The 17,496-nt window shown below is 54.7% G+C and carries 14 protein-coding genes and 1 tRNA gene; 3 read left to right on the top strand and 12 right to left on the bottom strand.

Annotated features, from left to right (window positions below; translation table 11 throughout):
* The 3 genes from EUU23_RS06320 to EUU23_RS06310 all read right to left on the bottom strand — a co-directional run bounded on the left by EUU23_RS06320 (nt 1) and on the right by EUU23_RS06310 (nt 6,342).
* A complete protein-coding gene (locus EUU23_RS06320) occupies nt 1-1,626 on the bottom strand; it encodes an alpha-glucosidase (RefSeq protein ID WP_160353196.1) in 1,626 nt (541 codons plus the stop codon).
* Entirely contained in the window at nt 1,623-3,341 is a 1,719-nt protein-coding gene (locus EUU23_RS06315; protein WP_160353195.1) for an alpha-amylase family glycosyl hydrolase, read from the bottom strand. The genes EUU23_RS06320 and EUU23_RS06315 overlap by 4 nt, the downstream gene beginning before the upstream one ends.
* A 118-nt stretch (nt 3,342-3,459) precedes the next feature.
* On the bottom strand, nt 3,460-6,342 hold the full coding sequence (locus EUU23_RS06310; protein ID WP_160353194.1) for a TonB-dependent receptor: 2,883 nt from the start codon (nt 6,340-6,342) through the stop codon (nt 3,460-3,462).
* Nucleotides 6,343-6,623: 281 nt separating this feature from the next.
* On the opposite strand from EUU23_RS06310, the gene EUU23_RS06305 reads away from it, so the two are divergent.
* Nucleotides 6,624-7,649, top strand: coding sequence for a LacI family DNA-binding transcriptional regulator (locus EUU23_RS06305; RefSeq protein ID WP_160353193.1), 1,026 nt, complete (start codon nt 6,624-6,626; stop codon nt 7,647-7,649).
* A 105-nt stretch (nt 7,650-7,754) separates the two neighbouring features.
* Nucleotides 7,755-9,248, top strand: coding sequence for an MFS transporter (locus EUU23_RS06300; RefSeq protein ID WP_160353192.1), 1,494 nt, complete (start codon nt 7,755-7,757; stop codon nt 9,246-9,248).
* Here EUU23_RS06300 and EUU23_RS06295 read toward each other — a convergent pair.
* The 9 genes from EUU23_RS06295 to rpsD form a co-directional block, all read right to left on the bottom strand.
* On the bottom strand, nt 9,245-10,675 hold the full coding sequence (locus EUU23_RS06295; protein WP_160353579.1) for a S41 family peptidase: 1,431 nt from the start codon (nt 10,673-10,675) through the stop codon (nt 9,245-9,247). The two genes, EUU23_RS06300 and EUU23_RS06295, sit on opposite strands and share 4 nt — an antisense overlap.
* Before the next feature lie 121 nt (nt 10,676-10,796).
* Nucleotides 10,797-10,872, bottom strand: a tRNA-Lys gene (locus EUU23_RS06290).
* 50 nt (nt 10,873-10,922) lie between these two features.
* Complete coding sequence (gene folK / locus EUU23_RS06285; protein ID WP_160353578.1) at nt 10,923-11,429, bottom strand: 2-amino-4-hydroxy-6-hydroxymethyldihydropteridine diphosphokinase; 507 nt, start codon at nt 11,427-11,429, stop codon at nt 10,923-10,925.
* 1 nt (nt 11,430) lies between these two features.
* A complete protein-coding gene (gene aguB / locus EUU23_RS06280) occupies nt 11,431-12,297 on the bottom strand; it encodes an N-carbamoylputrescine amidase (protein ID WP_160353191.1) in 867 nt (288 codons plus the stop codon).
* A gap of 7 nt (nt 12,298-12,304) precedes the next feature.
* Entirely contained in the window at nt 12,305-12,655 is a 351-nt protein-coding gene (locus EUU23_RS06275; RefSeq protein WP_160353190.1) for a DUF3147 family protein, read from the bottom strand.
* Nucleotides 12,656-12,662: 7 nt separating this feature from the next.
* Entirely contained in the window at nt 12,663-13,529 is an 867-nt protein-coding gene (locus EUU23_RS06270) for a class I SAM-dependent methyltransferase (RefSeq protein WP_160353189.1), read from the bottom strand.
* A gap of 65 nt (nt 13,530-13,594) precedes the next feature.
* Nucleotides 13,595-14,575, bottom strand: coding sequence for an agmatine deiminase family protein (locus EUU23_RS06265; RefSeq protein WP_160353188.1), 981 nt, complete (start codon nt 14,573-14,575; stop codon nt 13,595-13,597).
* Between the two features lie 6 nt (nt 14,576-14,581).
* The gene (locus tag EUU23_RS06260) at nt 14,582-16,201 is read right to left on the bottom strand and encodes a M28 family metallopeptidase (protein ID WP_425505102.1); all 1,620 of its coding nucleotides are present in this window, start codon (nt 16,199-16,201) and stop codon (nt 14,582-14,584) included.
* A gap of 172 nt (nt 16,202-16,373) precedes the next feature.
* Nucleotides 16,374-16,988: a 30S ribosomal protein S4 gene (gene rpsD / locus EUU23_RS06255; protein ID WP_160353186.1), complete on the bottom strand. Its 615-nt coding sequence runs from the start codon at nt 16,986-16,988 to the stop codon at nt 16,374-16,376.
* Nucleotides 16,989-17,167: 179 nt separating this feature from the next.
* Between rpsD and EUU23_RS06250 the strand changes: the two genes are divergently transcribed.
* Nucleotides 17,168-17,488: a chorismate mutase gene (locus EUU23_RS06250; RefSeq protein WP_160353185.1), complete on the top strand. Its 321-nt coding sequence runs from the start codon at nt 17,168-17,170 to the stop codon at nt 17,486-17,488.
* The last annotated feature ends 8 nt before the right edge of the window (nt 17,489-17,496 follow it).

Raw genomic sequence — 17,496 nt, 5'->3', positions numbered from 1 at the left:
TTATGCAATTTTTTCCAAGATATAAGCGCCATATGCCCGCAAAGATCCGGCTTGGGCCCCATTGACCGATTTTACCATGCGCCACCGGTCGGGTTGTGCCGGTTGCCAGTCAATTGCATCTTCTCCCATATTGAAAGCGCATATGAGGTGCTGACCGTCATGTTCCCGTTCAAATACCAGAAGATTTGACTGCGCCTGGATTATCCGAAGGTTTCCGCTTCGCATCGCGTCATTGTCGTTGCGAAATGCGATAAGGTCACGGGTTAAATTTAGCATCGAATGGGGGTCAGACTCCGCAAGGTTGACCGCCAGCAATTTGTGGTCGGCCCCAAAGGGCAGCCAGGGTTCGACGCTGCTAAAACCGCATTGCGGCGCATTGGCAACCCAGGGCATCGGGGTACGCGTGCCGTCGCGGCTGAGGGTAAGGGGCCAATTGGCTATGGCTTCTGGGTCCTGAAGCTTTTCAAAGGGAATGTCGACCTGGGTAAGGCCCAGTTCCTCACCTTGCCAGAGTATGACATTGCCGCGCAGCGACACAAATAGCATCATGACCATCGCCGCATATGGTTTCTGGGCATGGGCTGGTGCCCAACGGCTTATCCAGCGCGGGGCGTCATGGTTGGAAAAGGCCCAGCTTGGCCAGCCGATACCATCCTCATCCGGCCACGCCTCCAACGCTTCGCGCACCAGTGCCGGGGTCAGTTTTTCGGCATAGAGAAAGTTGAAGCCATAGGCGCTGTTGAAATGCTTTTCACCGGCGGTGAAGGCTTTCATTTCCCCGTCAGGATCGGGTCCGCCGACCTCCGCAACGGTAAACCGGTCAGGATATTGGTCCAGAAGCGACCGGATACGGCCGATGAAGCCAGGAATATCGGGGTGCGATTGATTGTTGATTTTTAACTGGAAGTCAAAAGGCCGCGTCCTGACCCCATTATCCGCAGGGGCAGGGGGATTATCCTTCAATTCCGGATCGTGCATCGCAAAATTGATGGCGTCGACGCGAAAGCCATCGACGCCGCGATCCATCCAGAATTTGGCCACAGCCAGCAATGCCTCTTGCACGTCGGGATTGTGCACATTCATTTGCGGCTGGCTGCTGAGGAAATTGTGCATATAATATTGACCGCGCCGCGCGTCCCAGGTCCATGCCGGACCGCCAAATACCGACTGCCAATTGTTGGGCGGCGAGCCGTCGATCTTTGCATCGGCCCAGACATACCAGTCGGCCTTGCCATTATCCCTGCTCGACCGGCTTTCGGCAAACCAACCATGCAGATCAGACGTATGCGAATAGACCTGATCAATCAGGATTTTTAGGCCCAGATCATGGGCTCTTGCGACCAAAGCATCGAAATCGGCAAGGCTTCCGAATAGGGAATCGACGCCGCAATAATCGGCCACATCATATCCGAAATCTTTCATCGGCGATGTGAAAAATGGCGACAACCAGACGGCATCGACGTTAAGCGATGCGATATAATCCAGCTTGGCGGTTATCCCCTGCAAATCGCCAATGCCATCGCCGTTGGAGTCGGCAAAACTGCGGGGATAGACCTGATAGATGACCGCTCCGCGCCACCAAGCGCGTTCGCCTTGCACAGCGGAGGATGGAAGGGGTTTGCTCATTTTACCTTGCACACCATATATCCGAATGCGGGAAGCGAAACGGCAACCGATCCTGCCAAGCGCGGGGCGCTGGGACAGTTTCCGCGCAACACTTCCAATTTTTTGACCGATTTTTCAACCTCAACATTTGCATTCAATGCCTCTTTTGACGTGTTGAACGCGATCAGGACATGTTCGCCCGACGCAGGGTCGATCCGTGACGCGGCAAAGAGGCCCGGTTTTTCGCTATAGTTACGGACAATCTGGTCACCCCGACGCAATGCCACCTGTTCGTGGCGCAATTTTGCAAGATCGGCAATTGCGGTGTAAATCGGATGGCGCGTATCGAAATTGCTGTCCGCCGTGGTTGCGTCCGTTCCGACCAGATCATTGTCGTTATATACAGCGACCTTGGAGGGAAACATATCTTCGCGCGCATCCTGATCGTTTCCGTCACCGGCAAAGCCCTGTTCGTCGCCCGAATATATGGTGGGAACGCCGCGTAATGTCATCATCATGGCATGCCCCAGCAAGACGCGCTGCAATATCTCGGCATCGTCGGCTTCGGGATGTGCAACACGCATTTCGCGGGCAAAGCGCCCGAAGTCATGGTTGCCCAGGAAGGAGGGCAATTGTTTGGCGGTCTGCTTTCCGCCTTCATACAGGTCGTCGCCTTCAAACAGCGTTGCCAGCAAATCGGTTCCGGCGCGGCCGGTAACTGTTTCAATAGCCGCACGGCGAAAGACGAAGTCGAGCACGGTTGGCAATTTGGCAACCCGCGTATGCAAGGCCTGCGCTTGCACATCGATGCCGTCCGATGCGACTTCGCCAAAGATGTGGAAATTGGGAATCCCGCGGCTTTTTGCATGGGCCATGATGGCCGGGGCAAAGACTGCCCAGAATTCCGGGTTCACATGGCGCGCCGTGTCGATGCGATAGCCGTCAATGCCGAACCGGTCGATCCAGCCTTTGTAGACATCGATAAAGCCTTCGACAACGCGCGGGTTTTCAGTGGCAAAGTCATCCAGGCCGACAAAATCGCCCATGATGGAATTTTCACCCCGAAATGTCGTGTTGCCCCGATTGTGGTAATATTGAACATCGTTCATCCACGCAGGCACCTTGACCTTTTCCTCACCCTTGGGGACGATGGGGGTATAGGCTTTGTCGGGATAATCGGCCCGGCTGCGATAACTACATGCGCTATTCGGGCATTCGGCATATTGGATGACGTCGGCGCTATGGTTGGTGATGATGTCCATATAGACCTTCATCCCGCGTGCATGGGCGGCGTCCACAAAGGCCTTGAATTCCGCATCGCTGCCGAAATGTGGGTCAACAGATGTGAAATCCGTCACCCAATAACCATGATATCCCGCTGATTCCTCACCCGGCCCGCCTTGCACCGGCTTGTTCCTGAAAATCGGCGCAAACCAGATTGCGGTGGCGCCCATGCCCTGGATATAGTCCAGCCGCTGCACCAGCCCCGCCAAATCCCCGCCATGATAAAAGCCCTTATGCGACGGGTCGAAACCGGTGACCATCCTGTCACCGGAAAGCCCGCCCTTGTCGTTTGTTCGGTCCCCATTTTCAAAGCGGTCAGGAAGGACGAAATAAATGACCTCGTCCTCGGGTAAACGGTCGCGAAGGGTTTGGGCTAGGATAGGTGTAGTAGCGAATGTTGCAAGCAACGTGAACTTTAAAAGGGAATCCAAGCGACCAATCTTGCGTGTCATAGGGGCCTCCAACTCAGCAATTCAACTTACTACATTCCCAGCAAAGTCGGGATAAAAAGCAAACGCCCGACAATGAGAAACTTCATTGCCAGGCGTTTTATCATTCAATTCCGATGCATTAGAAGTTGAATGTTGCTCCGAGGAAGAAAGTTCGTCCAAAATTCTGCAGCGTACCTGTTTGATCTTCCCGTCCAAAGAAGGTCCGCGTTGGTTCATCGGTAAGGTTGTTGGCTTGCGCCAACAATTTCAGGCCAGCCAATGCGCTTGATACTGGGAATTCATAGGATAGCTGGGCATCCACCACAGTTTCAGGCGCGCTTGTCAGGATCAATTCGCTGATGCCGATTTGCGGGCTTACGAAGCTTGAGCGATGACGGGCGCTGACACGCGCACCAAAGCCGGATTTTTCATAAAATACGACCGGATTGAAAACGTGACGTGAAAGACCCGGCAATGGCAAATTGATGTTGGCGCCGCTTGTCGAGCTAGGGAAGTTCAAGTCACTTTCGCTGTAGGCATAGTTCAACTGGACGCCCAATCCATCAAATGGAGCCGGGAGTTCGGTGAATGTTTTCGAAAGCTGGAACTCGATGCCCCAGACATAACCACCATCGCCATTAATCGGTGCGCCAAAGCTACCCGTGGCGTTCCCCGGAATATTCGTACCCGGAATAGGCGGGGGAGTTACGCCATTTTCAACGAAATTGAACTGGGCGATCGTGTCGTTGATGATGAACGAACGTAAATCCTTATAAAAGGCACCGATGGCGATAATTCCGCTGCGTCCAAGATAATGTTCATAGCTGAAGTCAAACTGATTGGCGCGGAAAGGCTGCAACGACGGGTTACCGCCACTACCACTTGTATTGCCGTCTGAACCAGTATTAACGCTGATCGATCCACGCAGTTCAAAAAAGCGGGGGCGTGAAATTTGGCGGCTATAGCTAAGGCGCAAAAGATCGCTTTCGCTCAGGTCCAAGATCATGTTCACCGACGGAAGGAAATCGGTAAACTTGTCACCACGCGTCACCAAGCGTCGGTTTTCACGGGCAGGTGGCGGAGTGGCTGGATTATCTTGTAGATTAGGATCTGCGAACAGAACGGTCGAGCTTTGATCGGTCTTGACTACACGAAGACCAAAATTACCCCGGAATCCAAGACCGCCCAGCGTTGAGTCAAAATTGACCTGACCATATCCGGCTATGGTTTCTTCTTTAATTCTAAAGCTTTGGTCGATTGTAAAATCAAAAGCGATCTGATCGGTCGGCTGGCGCGAACCAAAATTATTGCCGAATGCGAGGTTAAACGCCTTGTCGATGTCCACTACCGCGAAATTGGGTAAACCAGCACCGGCAAATCCACCTGAAAATCCACCGATTTTTACAATGTCCGCTGGAACCTGCAATGGACCGCCGAGAATACCAAATGTATTGAATGAGGTTACAACGCGCTGGGCATTACGGTCGGCATAACGGAAGCCAAAATCGATCGATTTGAAGAAATTGTCATCCATTGCGATGTTCACGTCACCGGCCACCGCAAATAATTCATCTTCATCACGCTGCGGAACGAGGAACTGGCCATCAAGCAAAAATGCACTTCCACCAGCGATATCGGTGTCCGTAAAGTTGGTAGAAATGAAGTTTATTGTCGGCAGGTTTATACCATTGAGGCGATAGTCGACAATGATATTGCCCGGCACCTGATCAGCCCGAACAACACCCAGCGGGTTTTGCGCCGATACGGGTGCTACACCGGTTACATATGGCCTAAGGTTTATACCGGAATTGTTAAAGAAGCTGGTGCCGCTTGAATAAGATACATCAACCGAAGCCGTTATGTTGTCGCTAAAATCATAAGCGAGGTTGCCGCCAAATGTATAGAGTTCGTCGCGACGACTTTCGTCCTGATTAACCAGTTCGGTACCTAAGCCAAAGCCAAATCCGTTGCTGCCAATCTGGTTGGTGAAGCGACCACCAACCAAGGCATCGTTTATAACGACTGGATTGGTAATTTGGTTGTCGCCGCTCTGGGTCGATACAACGCGAAATCCGCGCCTGGCGACATCAGATTTGAATCTCGAATAATAGCCGTCAACGAGCAACCTGACGCTGTCCGACGGTTCCCATTGCAAAACCGAAATCACAGCATCGCGCGTTTCACGCCCGCCAAATTGGATCCCTTCGAATCCAAAGTTGAATGCGTCCGGCTTGCCATTTCCGTCCAAATCTCTTGTTGGAGAGCCGTTATTGCCGGGTGTTGGAAAATCAAATTGAACAAAGCGCGTGGCAACATTGGGCTGGAACAGGCGGGCATAACCAAGGGCGAAGCCGATTGTATCATCCGCCAGTTTCAACTGAATCGAGCCTGATGCGCGATATCCGGTCGAACCGACATCGGGGCTTTCGCTGGCGCGATCATTGTAAAGACCGCGGATGTTTACCTGACCTTTGAAATTCTCTTTATTGCTCAACGGACGAACAGTCTGCAAATCGATTTTTCCGCCAATGCCACCTTCAATATGGCGCGCAAGCGGCGACTTGTAGACGGCGGCCTGATTGATCAGTTCCGATGGATATTGGTCAAATTCAATCGTCCGGTTGCCCGAAGTTGCCACCTGTTCGCGGCCATTCAAACTTGCCGAAACCAAATCCTGGCTAAGCCCGCGAATATTGATGGCGCTTGCTTGGCCGCCCGTGCGCTGGGCAGACACGCCCGGCAGGCGCGCCAGAGATTCCGCGATGGAAACGTCAGGCAAACCCGCAATATCATCGGAAGATACGATATCGACAATGAAGTCGGATTCGCGTTTTACGGATATTGCATTTTCAATAGAGGCACGAAAACCCGTAACAACAATCGCGTCTTCGTCGCCGTCCGCCGGGGCCGCATCTTGTGCGGCGGCGGGTGAGATGAGCGCGGCGACCATTGCGGTGCCAAGGGCAAAGCGACTTGCACTGTGCGCGAATTGGCGCGCAGAATTGTACTGGAACTTGGCCATGATAAACTCCCCTAAAAGGCCCCGTCCAATTTATCGGACAGTAACCGGCTACGTTGACACATCGACACGCAGGCTCGCATCGATGCAAATATGACCATGACAAAGTGCGCCTGACGCTGCGTATTGACCAGAAATCCACATACGTATTCAGAATATGCATTTTGGACTGTTGCAATTTTGCAACATTCGTAACGCATTCTTTGACGTTGCCCCGCCATCATTGCTTCACTCGGTTTGTCTTCCTAAGCTGGCGTCAGGAGTTGGAAAGGCGCTGACCGGTAATGGCAGGCAAAGCCACATCATTTGATATCGCACAGCTTGCTGGGGTGTCGCAGCCGACGGTTTCACGGGCGTTGCGAGGTAGCCCCACCGTCTCGGAACAAACCCGCCTGCGTATCGAGGCGATTGCACAACAACTGAACTACAAGGTCGACAAAAATGCGTCGAACCTGCGATTGCAGGAAACGCGGACTTTAGCATTGCTGTTTTTTGAAGAGCCGACGCCTGACGAAACCGGTATCAACCCCTTTTTCCTGTCGATGCTCGGCTCGCTCACCCGCACCTGCGCGCATCGCGGTTATGATCTGCTCATTTCATTCCAGCAGCTTTCGTCCAACTGGCATGTCGATTATGAAGATAGCCGCAAGGCTGATGGCATCATCTTGTTGGGCTATGGCGACTATGAACTATATCGCGCGAAACTTGAACAATTGGTGGAGCAGGGGACGCATTTCGTCCGCTGGGGCTTTGCCCAGGAAGGGCAGCCGGGAACGACCATTGGTTGCGACAATTTCAGGGGCGGGATGGATGCGGCGCGGCATTTGATGCAGCATGGCCGTCGCAAAATCGCATTTCTGGGTGATGCAAGCAGCCATTATCCCGAATTTCAGGATCGCTATCGCGGGTCATGCGAAGCGCAGGGCGGCGAAGGCATTATCGCTGATCCAAAATTGCAGGTTGATGCCCTGAATTCGCAGGATGCAGGCTATGATGCGGCGCAAATGCTGATTTCCAGCGGCGCAGAATTTGACGCCATTTTTGCCGCGAGCGACACAATCGCAATTGGCGCGATGCGGGCGCTGCGCGAACATGGCCTCGATATACCCACAGACGTTGCGATTATCGGGTTTGACGATATTCCGGCGGCAAGCCTGACCCACCCGCCGCTGACCACCATCCAGCAGAATTACCGGCTCGCCGGTGAAGTTCTGGTCGATGGTGTATTGAAGCAAATCCGCAATGAACAGGTTCCAACCGAAGTTTTGCCGGCAAAACTGATCGTGCGGAAATCCTGCGGGGCGCATTGAATTCTGCTTCCTTATACGTATGCGTAACCTGTTGCGCCCATTGCGACCCGCGTTTCTTTCTGTCAGCCTGACGTTTAATAATATAAATTTGGGAGAGGAGCGCTCGTGGAAAAGCCGCGTCAGGGATTTTGGGGGCTGTGGAACATCAGCTTTGGTTTTTTTGGTATCCAGATCGGGTTCGCCCTACAAAACGGGAATATGTCCCGCATATTTCAGGCGCTCGGCACCAGTCTGGATGATTTGCCTGCACTATGGATTGCTGCGCCGCTAACCGGTTTGCTGGTCCAGCCGCTGATCGGTCATTTTAGCGACCGGACATGGTTTGGCAAATTCGGCCGACGTCGTCCGTATTTTCTGGCGGGTGCGATATTGTCGGCCCTGTCGCTTATCCTGATGCCTTTGGCAGAAATATTGCTGTTTGCGGCGATCATGCTTTGGGTGCTTGATGCGTCGCTGAATATTTCGATGGAGCCATTCCGCGCCTTTGTCGGCGATATGCTTCGTAAGGATCAGCATACAGCGGGCTATGCGATCCAGACCGCATTTATCGGCGCTGGCGCAGTCGTCGGTTCGGCTTTTCCATATTTTCTGGATGCATGGGGCGTATCCAACCTCGCGCCGGTCGGACAGATTCCGGATACGGTACGATATAGCTTCTGGTTTGGCGGTATCGCCCTGTTCGCCGCCGTTTTGTGGACGGTTCTGACGACACAGGAATATAGTCCGGCAGAAATGGAGATGTTCGACGGTCCGCCGGCAGACAATGGCGCTACGATTCGGGCGCTTGCCGCACGGTCCATGTCCGGCGCGGTTGTTTGGATCATCGGCGGCGCTTTGGTTGTTGCTCTGGTCGAAATCACCGGTCTGGAAAAGGAAGTATATTTGTTGGGCGCTTTGCTTGTCGCTTATGGGGTTGCCAGCCTTTTGGCCATCGCGCTGGCGCAATCGGGCCGCAGCAATAATGTTTTGGCGCATATCGTCGGCGACTTTTCGGGGATGCCCGACATCATGAAAAAACTGGCCGTCGCGCAGTTTTTCAGCTGGTCCGCATTGTTCATCATGTGGATTTACACGACACCAGTGGTTGCCCAATATATGTTCGGTTCGGCCGACCCTGCCAGCAAAGCCTATGGTGACGGCGGCAATTGGGTTGGCACATTGTTCGCAATCTACAACGGTGTTGCCGCATTGGCGGCGTTGGTCATCTTGCCGAAAATGGCCGAGAAATTCGGCAAGGTGCATACGCATATGGCCTGCCTTCTCACCGGGGCTGCGGGCTATGCCAGCTTTCTTTTCATACGCGATCCGAACTTGCTGATCTTTTCGGAAATCGGCGTAGGCATTGCGTGGGCGTCGATATTGGCGATGCCCTATGCCATTTTGGCGTCAAGCCTGCCTGCTAATAAAATGGGCATTTACATGGGGTTGTTTAACGTATTTATCGTCATCCCCCAATTGCTGGTCGCAACGGTCATGGGCAGTATCCTGAAGGCCTTTTTTCCGACCGAACCGATCTGGACAATGGCATTCGCCGCGATCGTTATGCTCTGCGCTGCGCTTGCCATGTTGCGGGTGAAAGAAGCCGGGGCTTCGGCTTAAAACGATCCTGGAACTTCGCGTTGTGCAAGGCTGGGATTTGTCGGAAGCGGCAAAATCTCGCGCTGGCTGCGCGACGATGTCCGCTGTGCGCTTTGACTTGCAACTACGGGCGTGCAGCTGCGTCCTGCGACAAAATCAAGCGCCGTCCGCAAAGATGCTTCCTGCGGATCGCCCAGCGGACGGGTAATGTCATCGGCGGCGGCGCACGTTGTGCCCATGGTTCCAGCGAGGCCGGAGAAATAGTCACCCTGACCGGCGGCATTGTCCTTGGCAAAGGCAACGACGCGTATCCGGTCGTCACATGATGCCTGATCGACGGCAATTTGCCCCACAGGTTTGCCGAAACTGTTGCTGCCAATCAACGCCGCGTTAACGCCAAGGAAGGGTGTGAAGCTGTTCATCACCAATTCGCTGGCGGAGGCCGTGGCATTGGTTGAAATGAAGGCAATTTTCACCGGGGAGACGGATTGCGGTTGCGGCGAAAACCGCCGTGTTTCGTTGTTCGAAGATTTTGATGCGCGAAAACGAGTTACTGAAAAAACATCGCTGCTAAACCGGTTGCCGCCCATCAAATCGCCCATCAATTCGGCGGTTGAGACGAGCCCGCCGCCATTATAGCGAAAATCGATCACAAAGTTCGTAATGCCCTGCGCCCGAAAATCGGCGAATGCGGTCCGCAATTGATTGTCGGCGGTCGTAATGAATGTCCGCATATTGATATAGCCAACCCGCTGGCCACCATCGTCGATTATTTTCGATCCATAGCGCGGAGACAGCGGATCGATATTGAAATTGGCCTTGGTCACAGTCACGTCGCGCGTGCCTGCGGTATCGGTGATCCGCAACACGCGGCTGGTTCCGGCGGTGCTTGGCCCAAGTGCATCATTGACGCCATTGGGCCCTTGCGCCGTCAATATATCGGCAACCGCAACCAGATTCGAGCTGTTCGTGCCGATAGCTAGAATCTCGGTCCCGCGATCTATGCCGGCATTAAGCGCAGGCGCGCCTTCAAATGCCTCGATCGTGAAGAGGCGATTACCCTGATAGGCAAACCGCAATCCGAAACCTGCGGTCGAACCTGAGGAAAAGAATGCATTCTCCTCCTGAATCGAAGTTATAAAGGTGAAAAACCGGTCGCGCCCCTGTCCGCGTGCGGTCGCGGTCAATGCATCGATATAGGATTGTACAGAGTTAAAGCCCGCCGGACTTAGCGCAGATGGCAATGTGTCGGGAAAAAGATACCATTCGTTCAGCACGGAAAATGCGAAATTTTGCCGGTCAACAAGGCCACAGCTTGTCGCAGTCGGCGGCGTGCCGGGTGTTATGCTAGTCGGAGGCGCCGTAACGGACCCTCCACCTGAGCCACCGCACGCCGTCAGTCCGGCGGCAAGAATGACGACGATGTTTTTCAATGGGCCCATTTTCATGTTCACAGATCTTCCGCCTGCGCCATCCATATTGAGATGGCACCGTCAAAGCTATTGACCGATCCGGCATATGTCCACTTTTTTCAGAGTTAAAAAGCCGGAGAAAATCGTAACCATAATATGGTGAGCCCTGCTGGGTTCGAACCAGCGACCTACTGATTAAAAGTCAGTTGCTCTACCTACTGAGCTAAGGGCCCTTATCGAAACCGCTTATGTGGTTTGATAGAGAGCGCTCCCCCTAATGGCGCTAGGGTGCGTGGTCAAGCCGCTTTGGACGGTTAAATCGCGTTTGTAACTGCCGTATCGACAGGCCGGTTATGGGGTCGCGCCAATCTGGTGCGATCATCGCCGCCGGGGTAAGCACGAAATTGCGGTTTCGCATTTCGGGATGGGGTATGTTGAGGTCCGGGTTGCGATCCGCCCAAAAGCCGCCGGACCATAAGATGATGTCTAAATCCAGCGTCCGTGCGCCCCAGGGTTGACCACGACGGATGCGCCCGAAATGTGATTCAATTTCTTGAAGCCGCGTCAAAAGTTCGGAAGGAAGCAGTTCAGTGGACAGAATAGTCGCGGCATTGGCGTAGCATCTGCGTGAAGGCCCCATTGCTGCGCTGGTGATGACCGCAGACTGGGCAAATACGTCGATATCATCCATTTCAAGCGCAGCTATAGCCTGATGAATGATCTGCGCGGGTTTGCCGATCAAGGGGTGGGGCTGGTTAGAACCAAGGCCGACAAGATATAGGTGGGACAGCTTAAATGTCCTCGACCAAACGACCGTAAAGCTGGGGCCGTCGATCCCGGAAGAAACCCATGCTGGCGCGATGGGCGCGGGCCTGATCAAGATCAAAAGTTGCAACCAAAAGTCCGGTTTCGGCGTCGTCCAAATCCGAAACGACATCGCCCCATTCGTTGACGATAAAGCTGGTGCCATAGAATTTCTGCGGCCCAAGGCCATGATCATCTTCACTGCCGACACGGTTGGCGGCGATCACCGGCATGCAATTGCTGACCGCATGGCCGACCATGGCGCGCCGCCACATATGCCGCGTGTCGAGCGTATCGTCCTGCGGCTCCGCCCCGATGGCGGTGGGGTAAAACAGCATCTCCGCGCCCATCAAAGCCATTGCCCGCGCGCATTCGGGATACCATTGGTCCCAACAGATGCCGACGCCGATGCGGGTGCCGAACACGTCCCAGACCTTGAATCCGCTATTGCCGGGCCGGAAATAATATTTTTCCTGATAGCCGGGTCCATCGGGAATGTGGCTTTTGCGATAGGTGCCGAGAATTTCGCCCTCGGCATCGATCATCGCCACAGTGTTGTAAAAATGCGCGCCATCGCGTTCAAAAAAACTGGTGGGTATAGCGACACCCAATTGCTTGGCGAGTTTTGCCATCGCCTGGACCGAGGGGTGTTCCAGGGTCGGGCGGGCAAGGGCGAAGTGCGCCTCTTCCTGCGTTTTGCAGAAATAGGGGCCGGAAAAGAGCTCCGGAGGAAGTATGATCTGCGCGCCATGTCCCGCGGCCTGACTAACGAGGTCGGACACAGCATCAATATTTGCGGCTTCGGAGCCTGCCAAAGGCAGCTGAAGTGCGGCGACGGAGATTGAGCGGTTCATGAACGCGCTATAGCCGCACACCGAAACGTGCGGCAATGCCGATTGTTGCGAGATAGAGCAGGATTGTCACCAGACCGGACGCGGTCAGCGTCAGCCAAAAGCCGATCCCGGTGCGTAACATCCAAGGGATGATCAGGAACATCGGTAAACTGGGCAATACGTACCAGAATGTTGCCTCGGCATGGTTGGCCAGCAACTTCGGGTCGGCGGTGTCGCGCCACAACCAGATCATGCCCAAAATTGATATAAGCGGCAGCGACGCGATAAGCGCCCCTGCCGCCGGTGCTTTTTTACCAACCAATGCGATCAGCGCGATAATGACTCCGGAGAGTATCGCTTTGATCGCAAAGGCCAGCATATCGAGATCAAGGCCGCTTTTTGAACAAGAGCGTCATGCGGTCGGATTCGCCGATGGCTTCATATTTTGCCTTGTCCTGATCTTTGAGTGTCAACTGCGGCGGTAAAGTCCAGACGCCGTCGGGCCAATTGGCCGTGTCTTTTGGATTGGCATTTATCTCGCTTTTCCCGGCCAGTTCAAAACCGTTTACTTCCATCAACCTGATGACATCGGCTTCGCGCAAATAGCCTTTGTTGCCGTCCGAATAGCTGTACGGCGCATCGGCCTTTGCACGATGTTGCTCGATTCCAATCAAGCCGTCATCCTTAAGAAGTTCGCGCATACGCTTGAGTTCAGTATCGACAATATTGAAACGGATCAAATTATGCAGCATCCGCATCACGAGTATGCGGTCATATGTACCTTTGGCGCCTTCAGGAATCGCGTCGAGTGTAAAGCCATTATAATCGGTTGCCGGGCGCCCGGTAACCTTGGAGACATCTTCGCCAAACTTTGCCGCGCTGGCCTTGATCCGGGCATGCGATTCGGGTGTTCCAAACCCGGCGTCGGTGCTGAAATACAGGCCGTTAAACTTGCCTTTTTCATCGACATATTTACCGAGAATGCGCGAAATCCACTCACCCCCGGGGGCATATTCGCCGATGATATGATCGGGGTGCAGGCGGAAAAATTCGAAAGTTTCGGCAGGATGGCGATATTTGTCGCGCTTGGAATCTTCGGCACGCGATGGGTCAGCCAATATCTTGGCCAAACGATCCTGATGCGCCTTGTGCATCTTGTCATGTTCGGCTTTGCTCATGCCCTGATGGTCATCGGCATAGGACGGAACGGTCAGCATGGTTGCGGCGAGGGCGAAAAGAAGGGACTTTTTCATGGGGGGATTCCTCTCTGTTGAACTGCAGGCCTATATGGGTCCGAAGTGGTAAAAAGCCAATATAGCTAAAGTGGAACTTGTTGGCTGGAGCAATGGAAGCTGCCACCGCCTGTCAGGACGGCATCGGCGGGTAGGCCCACGACTTTATGGGTAGGGAACAGGCTTTGCAGCTCCGCGAGGGCAGTCTCATCATGGCGGCTGCCATAGGTGGGAACGATAACTGCGCTGTTGCCGATATAGAAGTTCATATAACTGGCCGGAACGGCTTCGCCATATTGTTCGAACCGCCCGGCCGAGGGCAGGGGCGTCACCCGGCAGCCGAAGGCCTCCGCCGCTTTGCGCGCATCAATATAGACGGCGCTGTTGGGGTCGTCCGCATCGCGTGCTTCGGGAATGACCAGATGGTTCGGCCCCACAAAACGCGCGAGATTGTCGACATGGCCGTCGGTATGATCGTTGGCAAGGCCATCGCCGAGCCAGAGAAGTTGCTCGATCCCGAGGTCGCTGCGTAACCGTGCTTCGATTTGCGCCTTGCCCAGCTCCGGGTTGCGGTTGGGGCTCAGCAGGCAGTCGACCGTAGTCACGGCGCGGCCTTCGCCATCGACATCGATGGAGCCGCCTTCCAATACCCAATCGCACGGCGTGACAGTCAGGCCCGCCGCCTGCGCCAGCGTCTTGCCGATATCCTGATCGCCGTCAAAGTTGAACCGGTTGCCCCAGCCGTTAAAGCCGAAATCGCGTGCGATCCGGCCATTGCCTTCACCGACAATGATGCAGCCTGTGTCGCGTAGCCACACATCGCCGATATGGCGTTCCTCAACAATCACACCCGGCGCGGCGAGGTCGCGCGCGACTTTTGCCGCATCGGCATTGCCCGCGATCAGATACACCGTCTCACCCTTGCCATCGTCGTAGACAGCATTGGCAAAGGCCGCGATCTGCTTCTGGGCGGCAGCAAAGGGTTCTTCCCAATGACCCCAAAAGCTCGGGAAGCCTATCCAGACACGCTCATGCGGTGCCCATTCGGCGGGCATTCTAAACGTCATGGGACTTTATTTCCCGTCGCGGCTTTTGTCACGGATGGCGCGGAATTCGTCGCCGTCATTCCAATTGGGCCAAGCATCGGTCATCGCCAGCATCCGGCCTACGCGATAATAAAGGCGAAGGTCGGCCATCACACCGGACCAGTCCCATGCCTCGTCATATTCGTCGCCGGGTGCGTGGTAACGGTTCTTCTCATAATCCTCGGCAGCCGCCTTGGCCGCTTCCTTACCGCCGGTGACAAGATCATCTCCGCCTTCAAAATAGACCATCGGCACGCCCAATTTGGCAAAGCTGAAATGGTCCGAGCGGTAGTAGAAACCTTTTTCAGGCGTCGGCTCCATTTCGGGGGTGCGTCCCTCGGCCTTGGCGGCGGCGTTCAGATAATCGTCAAGCTGCGATTTGCCTTTGCCAATGACGGTCAGGTTCTTCGCAGGGCCTGCCATGGAGAAGGCGTCCATGTTGACGCCGCCGACGGTCTGGCTCAGCGGAAAGACCGGGTTTTCGGCGTAAAATTTGGAACCAAGCAGACCCGATTCCTCTGCGGTTACCGCAAGGAACACGACGCTGCGGTCCGGCGCGCCAGCTTTTTTGAAGCCTTCGGCCAAGGCAACGAGAGCAGCAGTGCCGGTCGCGTTGTCGACGGCGCCGTTGCATATATCGTCGCCATCGGCTGCCGCTGTGCAGCGGCCCAGATGGTCCCAATGGGCGGTGTAGAGGACATATTCTTCAGGCCGTTTTGCGCCTTTCAGGACGCCGACGACATTCTTGCTCGCCTTACGCGCAATGTCATTGTCAAAGCTCAACGAGGCCGTCAGGCCCAAAGGCACAGCCTTGAAGCCTTTCTTTTTTGCGGCCGCCATCTGCTTGCCCAAATCCTGTCCGGCGGCGGCGAAGATTTCCTTCGCGACATCTTTCTGGATCCAACCATTGGCGGCTGTCTGGCTCGCGCCTGCGTCTTTGGACTGGGCCAGAAACTGCGTTCCGGTCCAGCTCGAATTGACGACATTCCAGCCATAAGCGGCGGGGGCGTCATCGTGAATGATCAGCGCAGCAGCAGCACCCTGCCGCGCGGCTTCCTCATATTTATAGGTCCAGCGGCCATAATAGGTCATCGCCTTTCCGCCAAAGTCGCCTGTGAGACCGGCGGCATCGAAATCGGGGTCGTTGACCATGATCACCACGGTTTTGCCCTTGACGTCCAGGCCTTCATAATCGTTCCAGCCCTTTTCCGGGGCGACGATGCCATGGCCGACGAATATCATTTCGCTCTGGTCAATCTTCGTCTTGGGCGTTTCGCGATAGCTGCCGACAACAAATTCGCTCCCATAGGCAAAGGACATGGCCTTGCCGCTCTTGTCCGCAATGCTGAGGGCGGACACATTTTTCGCGGTGATCTCGACCAGAGGGACATCCTGCGTCCAACTGCCGTTGTTCCCGGGTTCCAGCCCAGCTTTCTTGAAGCGGTCGATCAGAAAAGCAACCGTCTTTTCCTCACCCACCGAACCCGGCGCGCGACCTTCGTAGCTGTCCAGCGACAATTCCTTGACGACGTCCTTCATGGTCTGTTCGGACAGTTCCGGAACCGTGACTTCAGGCAGTACCGAACGATCGACGGACTTATCGTCCATTTGTTTACAGGCAGTGGTCAACATCAAGGCCGAAGCCAAAGCAAGCGTCAGAATTCGCATCGAAAACTCCTAAATTTCCATCGTACCGGTTCTTTTGCCAGACAGCGGCAATATCCCCAAACAAAAAAGGCGGCCCCGAAGGACCGCCCCTTTGATTGGCTGGATACCGAAATCAGCGCGAATAGAATTCGACCACCAGATTGGGTTCCATCTTTACAGGATAAGGCACCTCGTCAAGCGAAGGAACGCGCGCAAAGGTTACCTTGTCATTTCCGTCAACGGCAACATATTCGGGAATGTCACGTTCGGCGAGGCCCTGGGCTTCGATCACGAGTGCCATTTCCTTCGCCTTGTTACCAAGGCTGACGACATTGCCTACGTCAACCTGGCGGCTGGCGATATTGCACTTCACGCCATTGACGCGAACATGGCCGTGGCTCACGAGCTGGCGCGCGGCGAAAATCGTCGGTGCGAACTTGGCGCGGTATACGATCATGTCCAGGCGACGCTCCAGCAGACCAATCAGGTTCTGCGAGGTATCGCCCTTCATGCGGTTGGCTTCCTGATAAGCGCGCTTGAACTGCTTTTCAGTGATGTCGCCATAATAGCCCTTCAGCTTCTGCTTGGCGCGCAGCTGTATACCATAGTCGGACAGCTTGCCCTTGCGGCGCTGACCGTGCTGGCCGGGGCCATATTCACGCTTGTTGACAGGTGATTTGGGGCGGCCCCAGATATTTTCACCCATCCGGCGGTCAAGTTTATATTTCGAGCTTGTACGCTTCGACATTTACAGTCTCCAATTTGCTAACAACGATGTTCCCGGTACCGCGCGACACATGCTAGATGGGCCGGACGCCTGCTTCACCGGGATGCAGGGTCAATTGCGAAGGCGGGCCTATGGGCGTTGCGAGGCGGATTGTCAATATGGCGCTCGACTTTATCGGTGCAGCTTTCTAAGGCGCGGCCATGTCAAAAAATGCCGACCCGATTGACCCCCAGAATTGCACGTCCATGGCCGATGTACGGGCAGGTGTTGATGCGATTGATGTCCAGCTCGTTGCTCTATTGGCCAAGCGCTTCGGCTATATGGATGCTGCGGCGCGAATCAAGATAGATCGAAATGCCGTCCGTGACGAGGCCAGAAAGCTTGAGGTGCTTGCAAATGTTGAGCGCCACGCAATGGCCATGGGATTGGATCCGGCGAGAATTTGTAGGATATGGGATGAACTGGTGGAGCAGTCCATCGCCTATGAATTGCAGAAATGGGACGACAGCAGGTCGAACTAGCTTGGATT

This window comes from Sphingorhabdus profundilacus (genome assembly GCF_009769755.1).
Classification (GTDB): domain Bacteria; phylum Pseudomonadota; class Alphaproteobacteria; order Sphingomonadales; family Sphingomonadaceae; genus Sphingorhabdus_B; species Sphingorhabdus_B profundilacus.
Note: the sequence above shows the minus strand (reverse complement) of the source record. Positions and strands in the feature narration are given on the sequence as shown.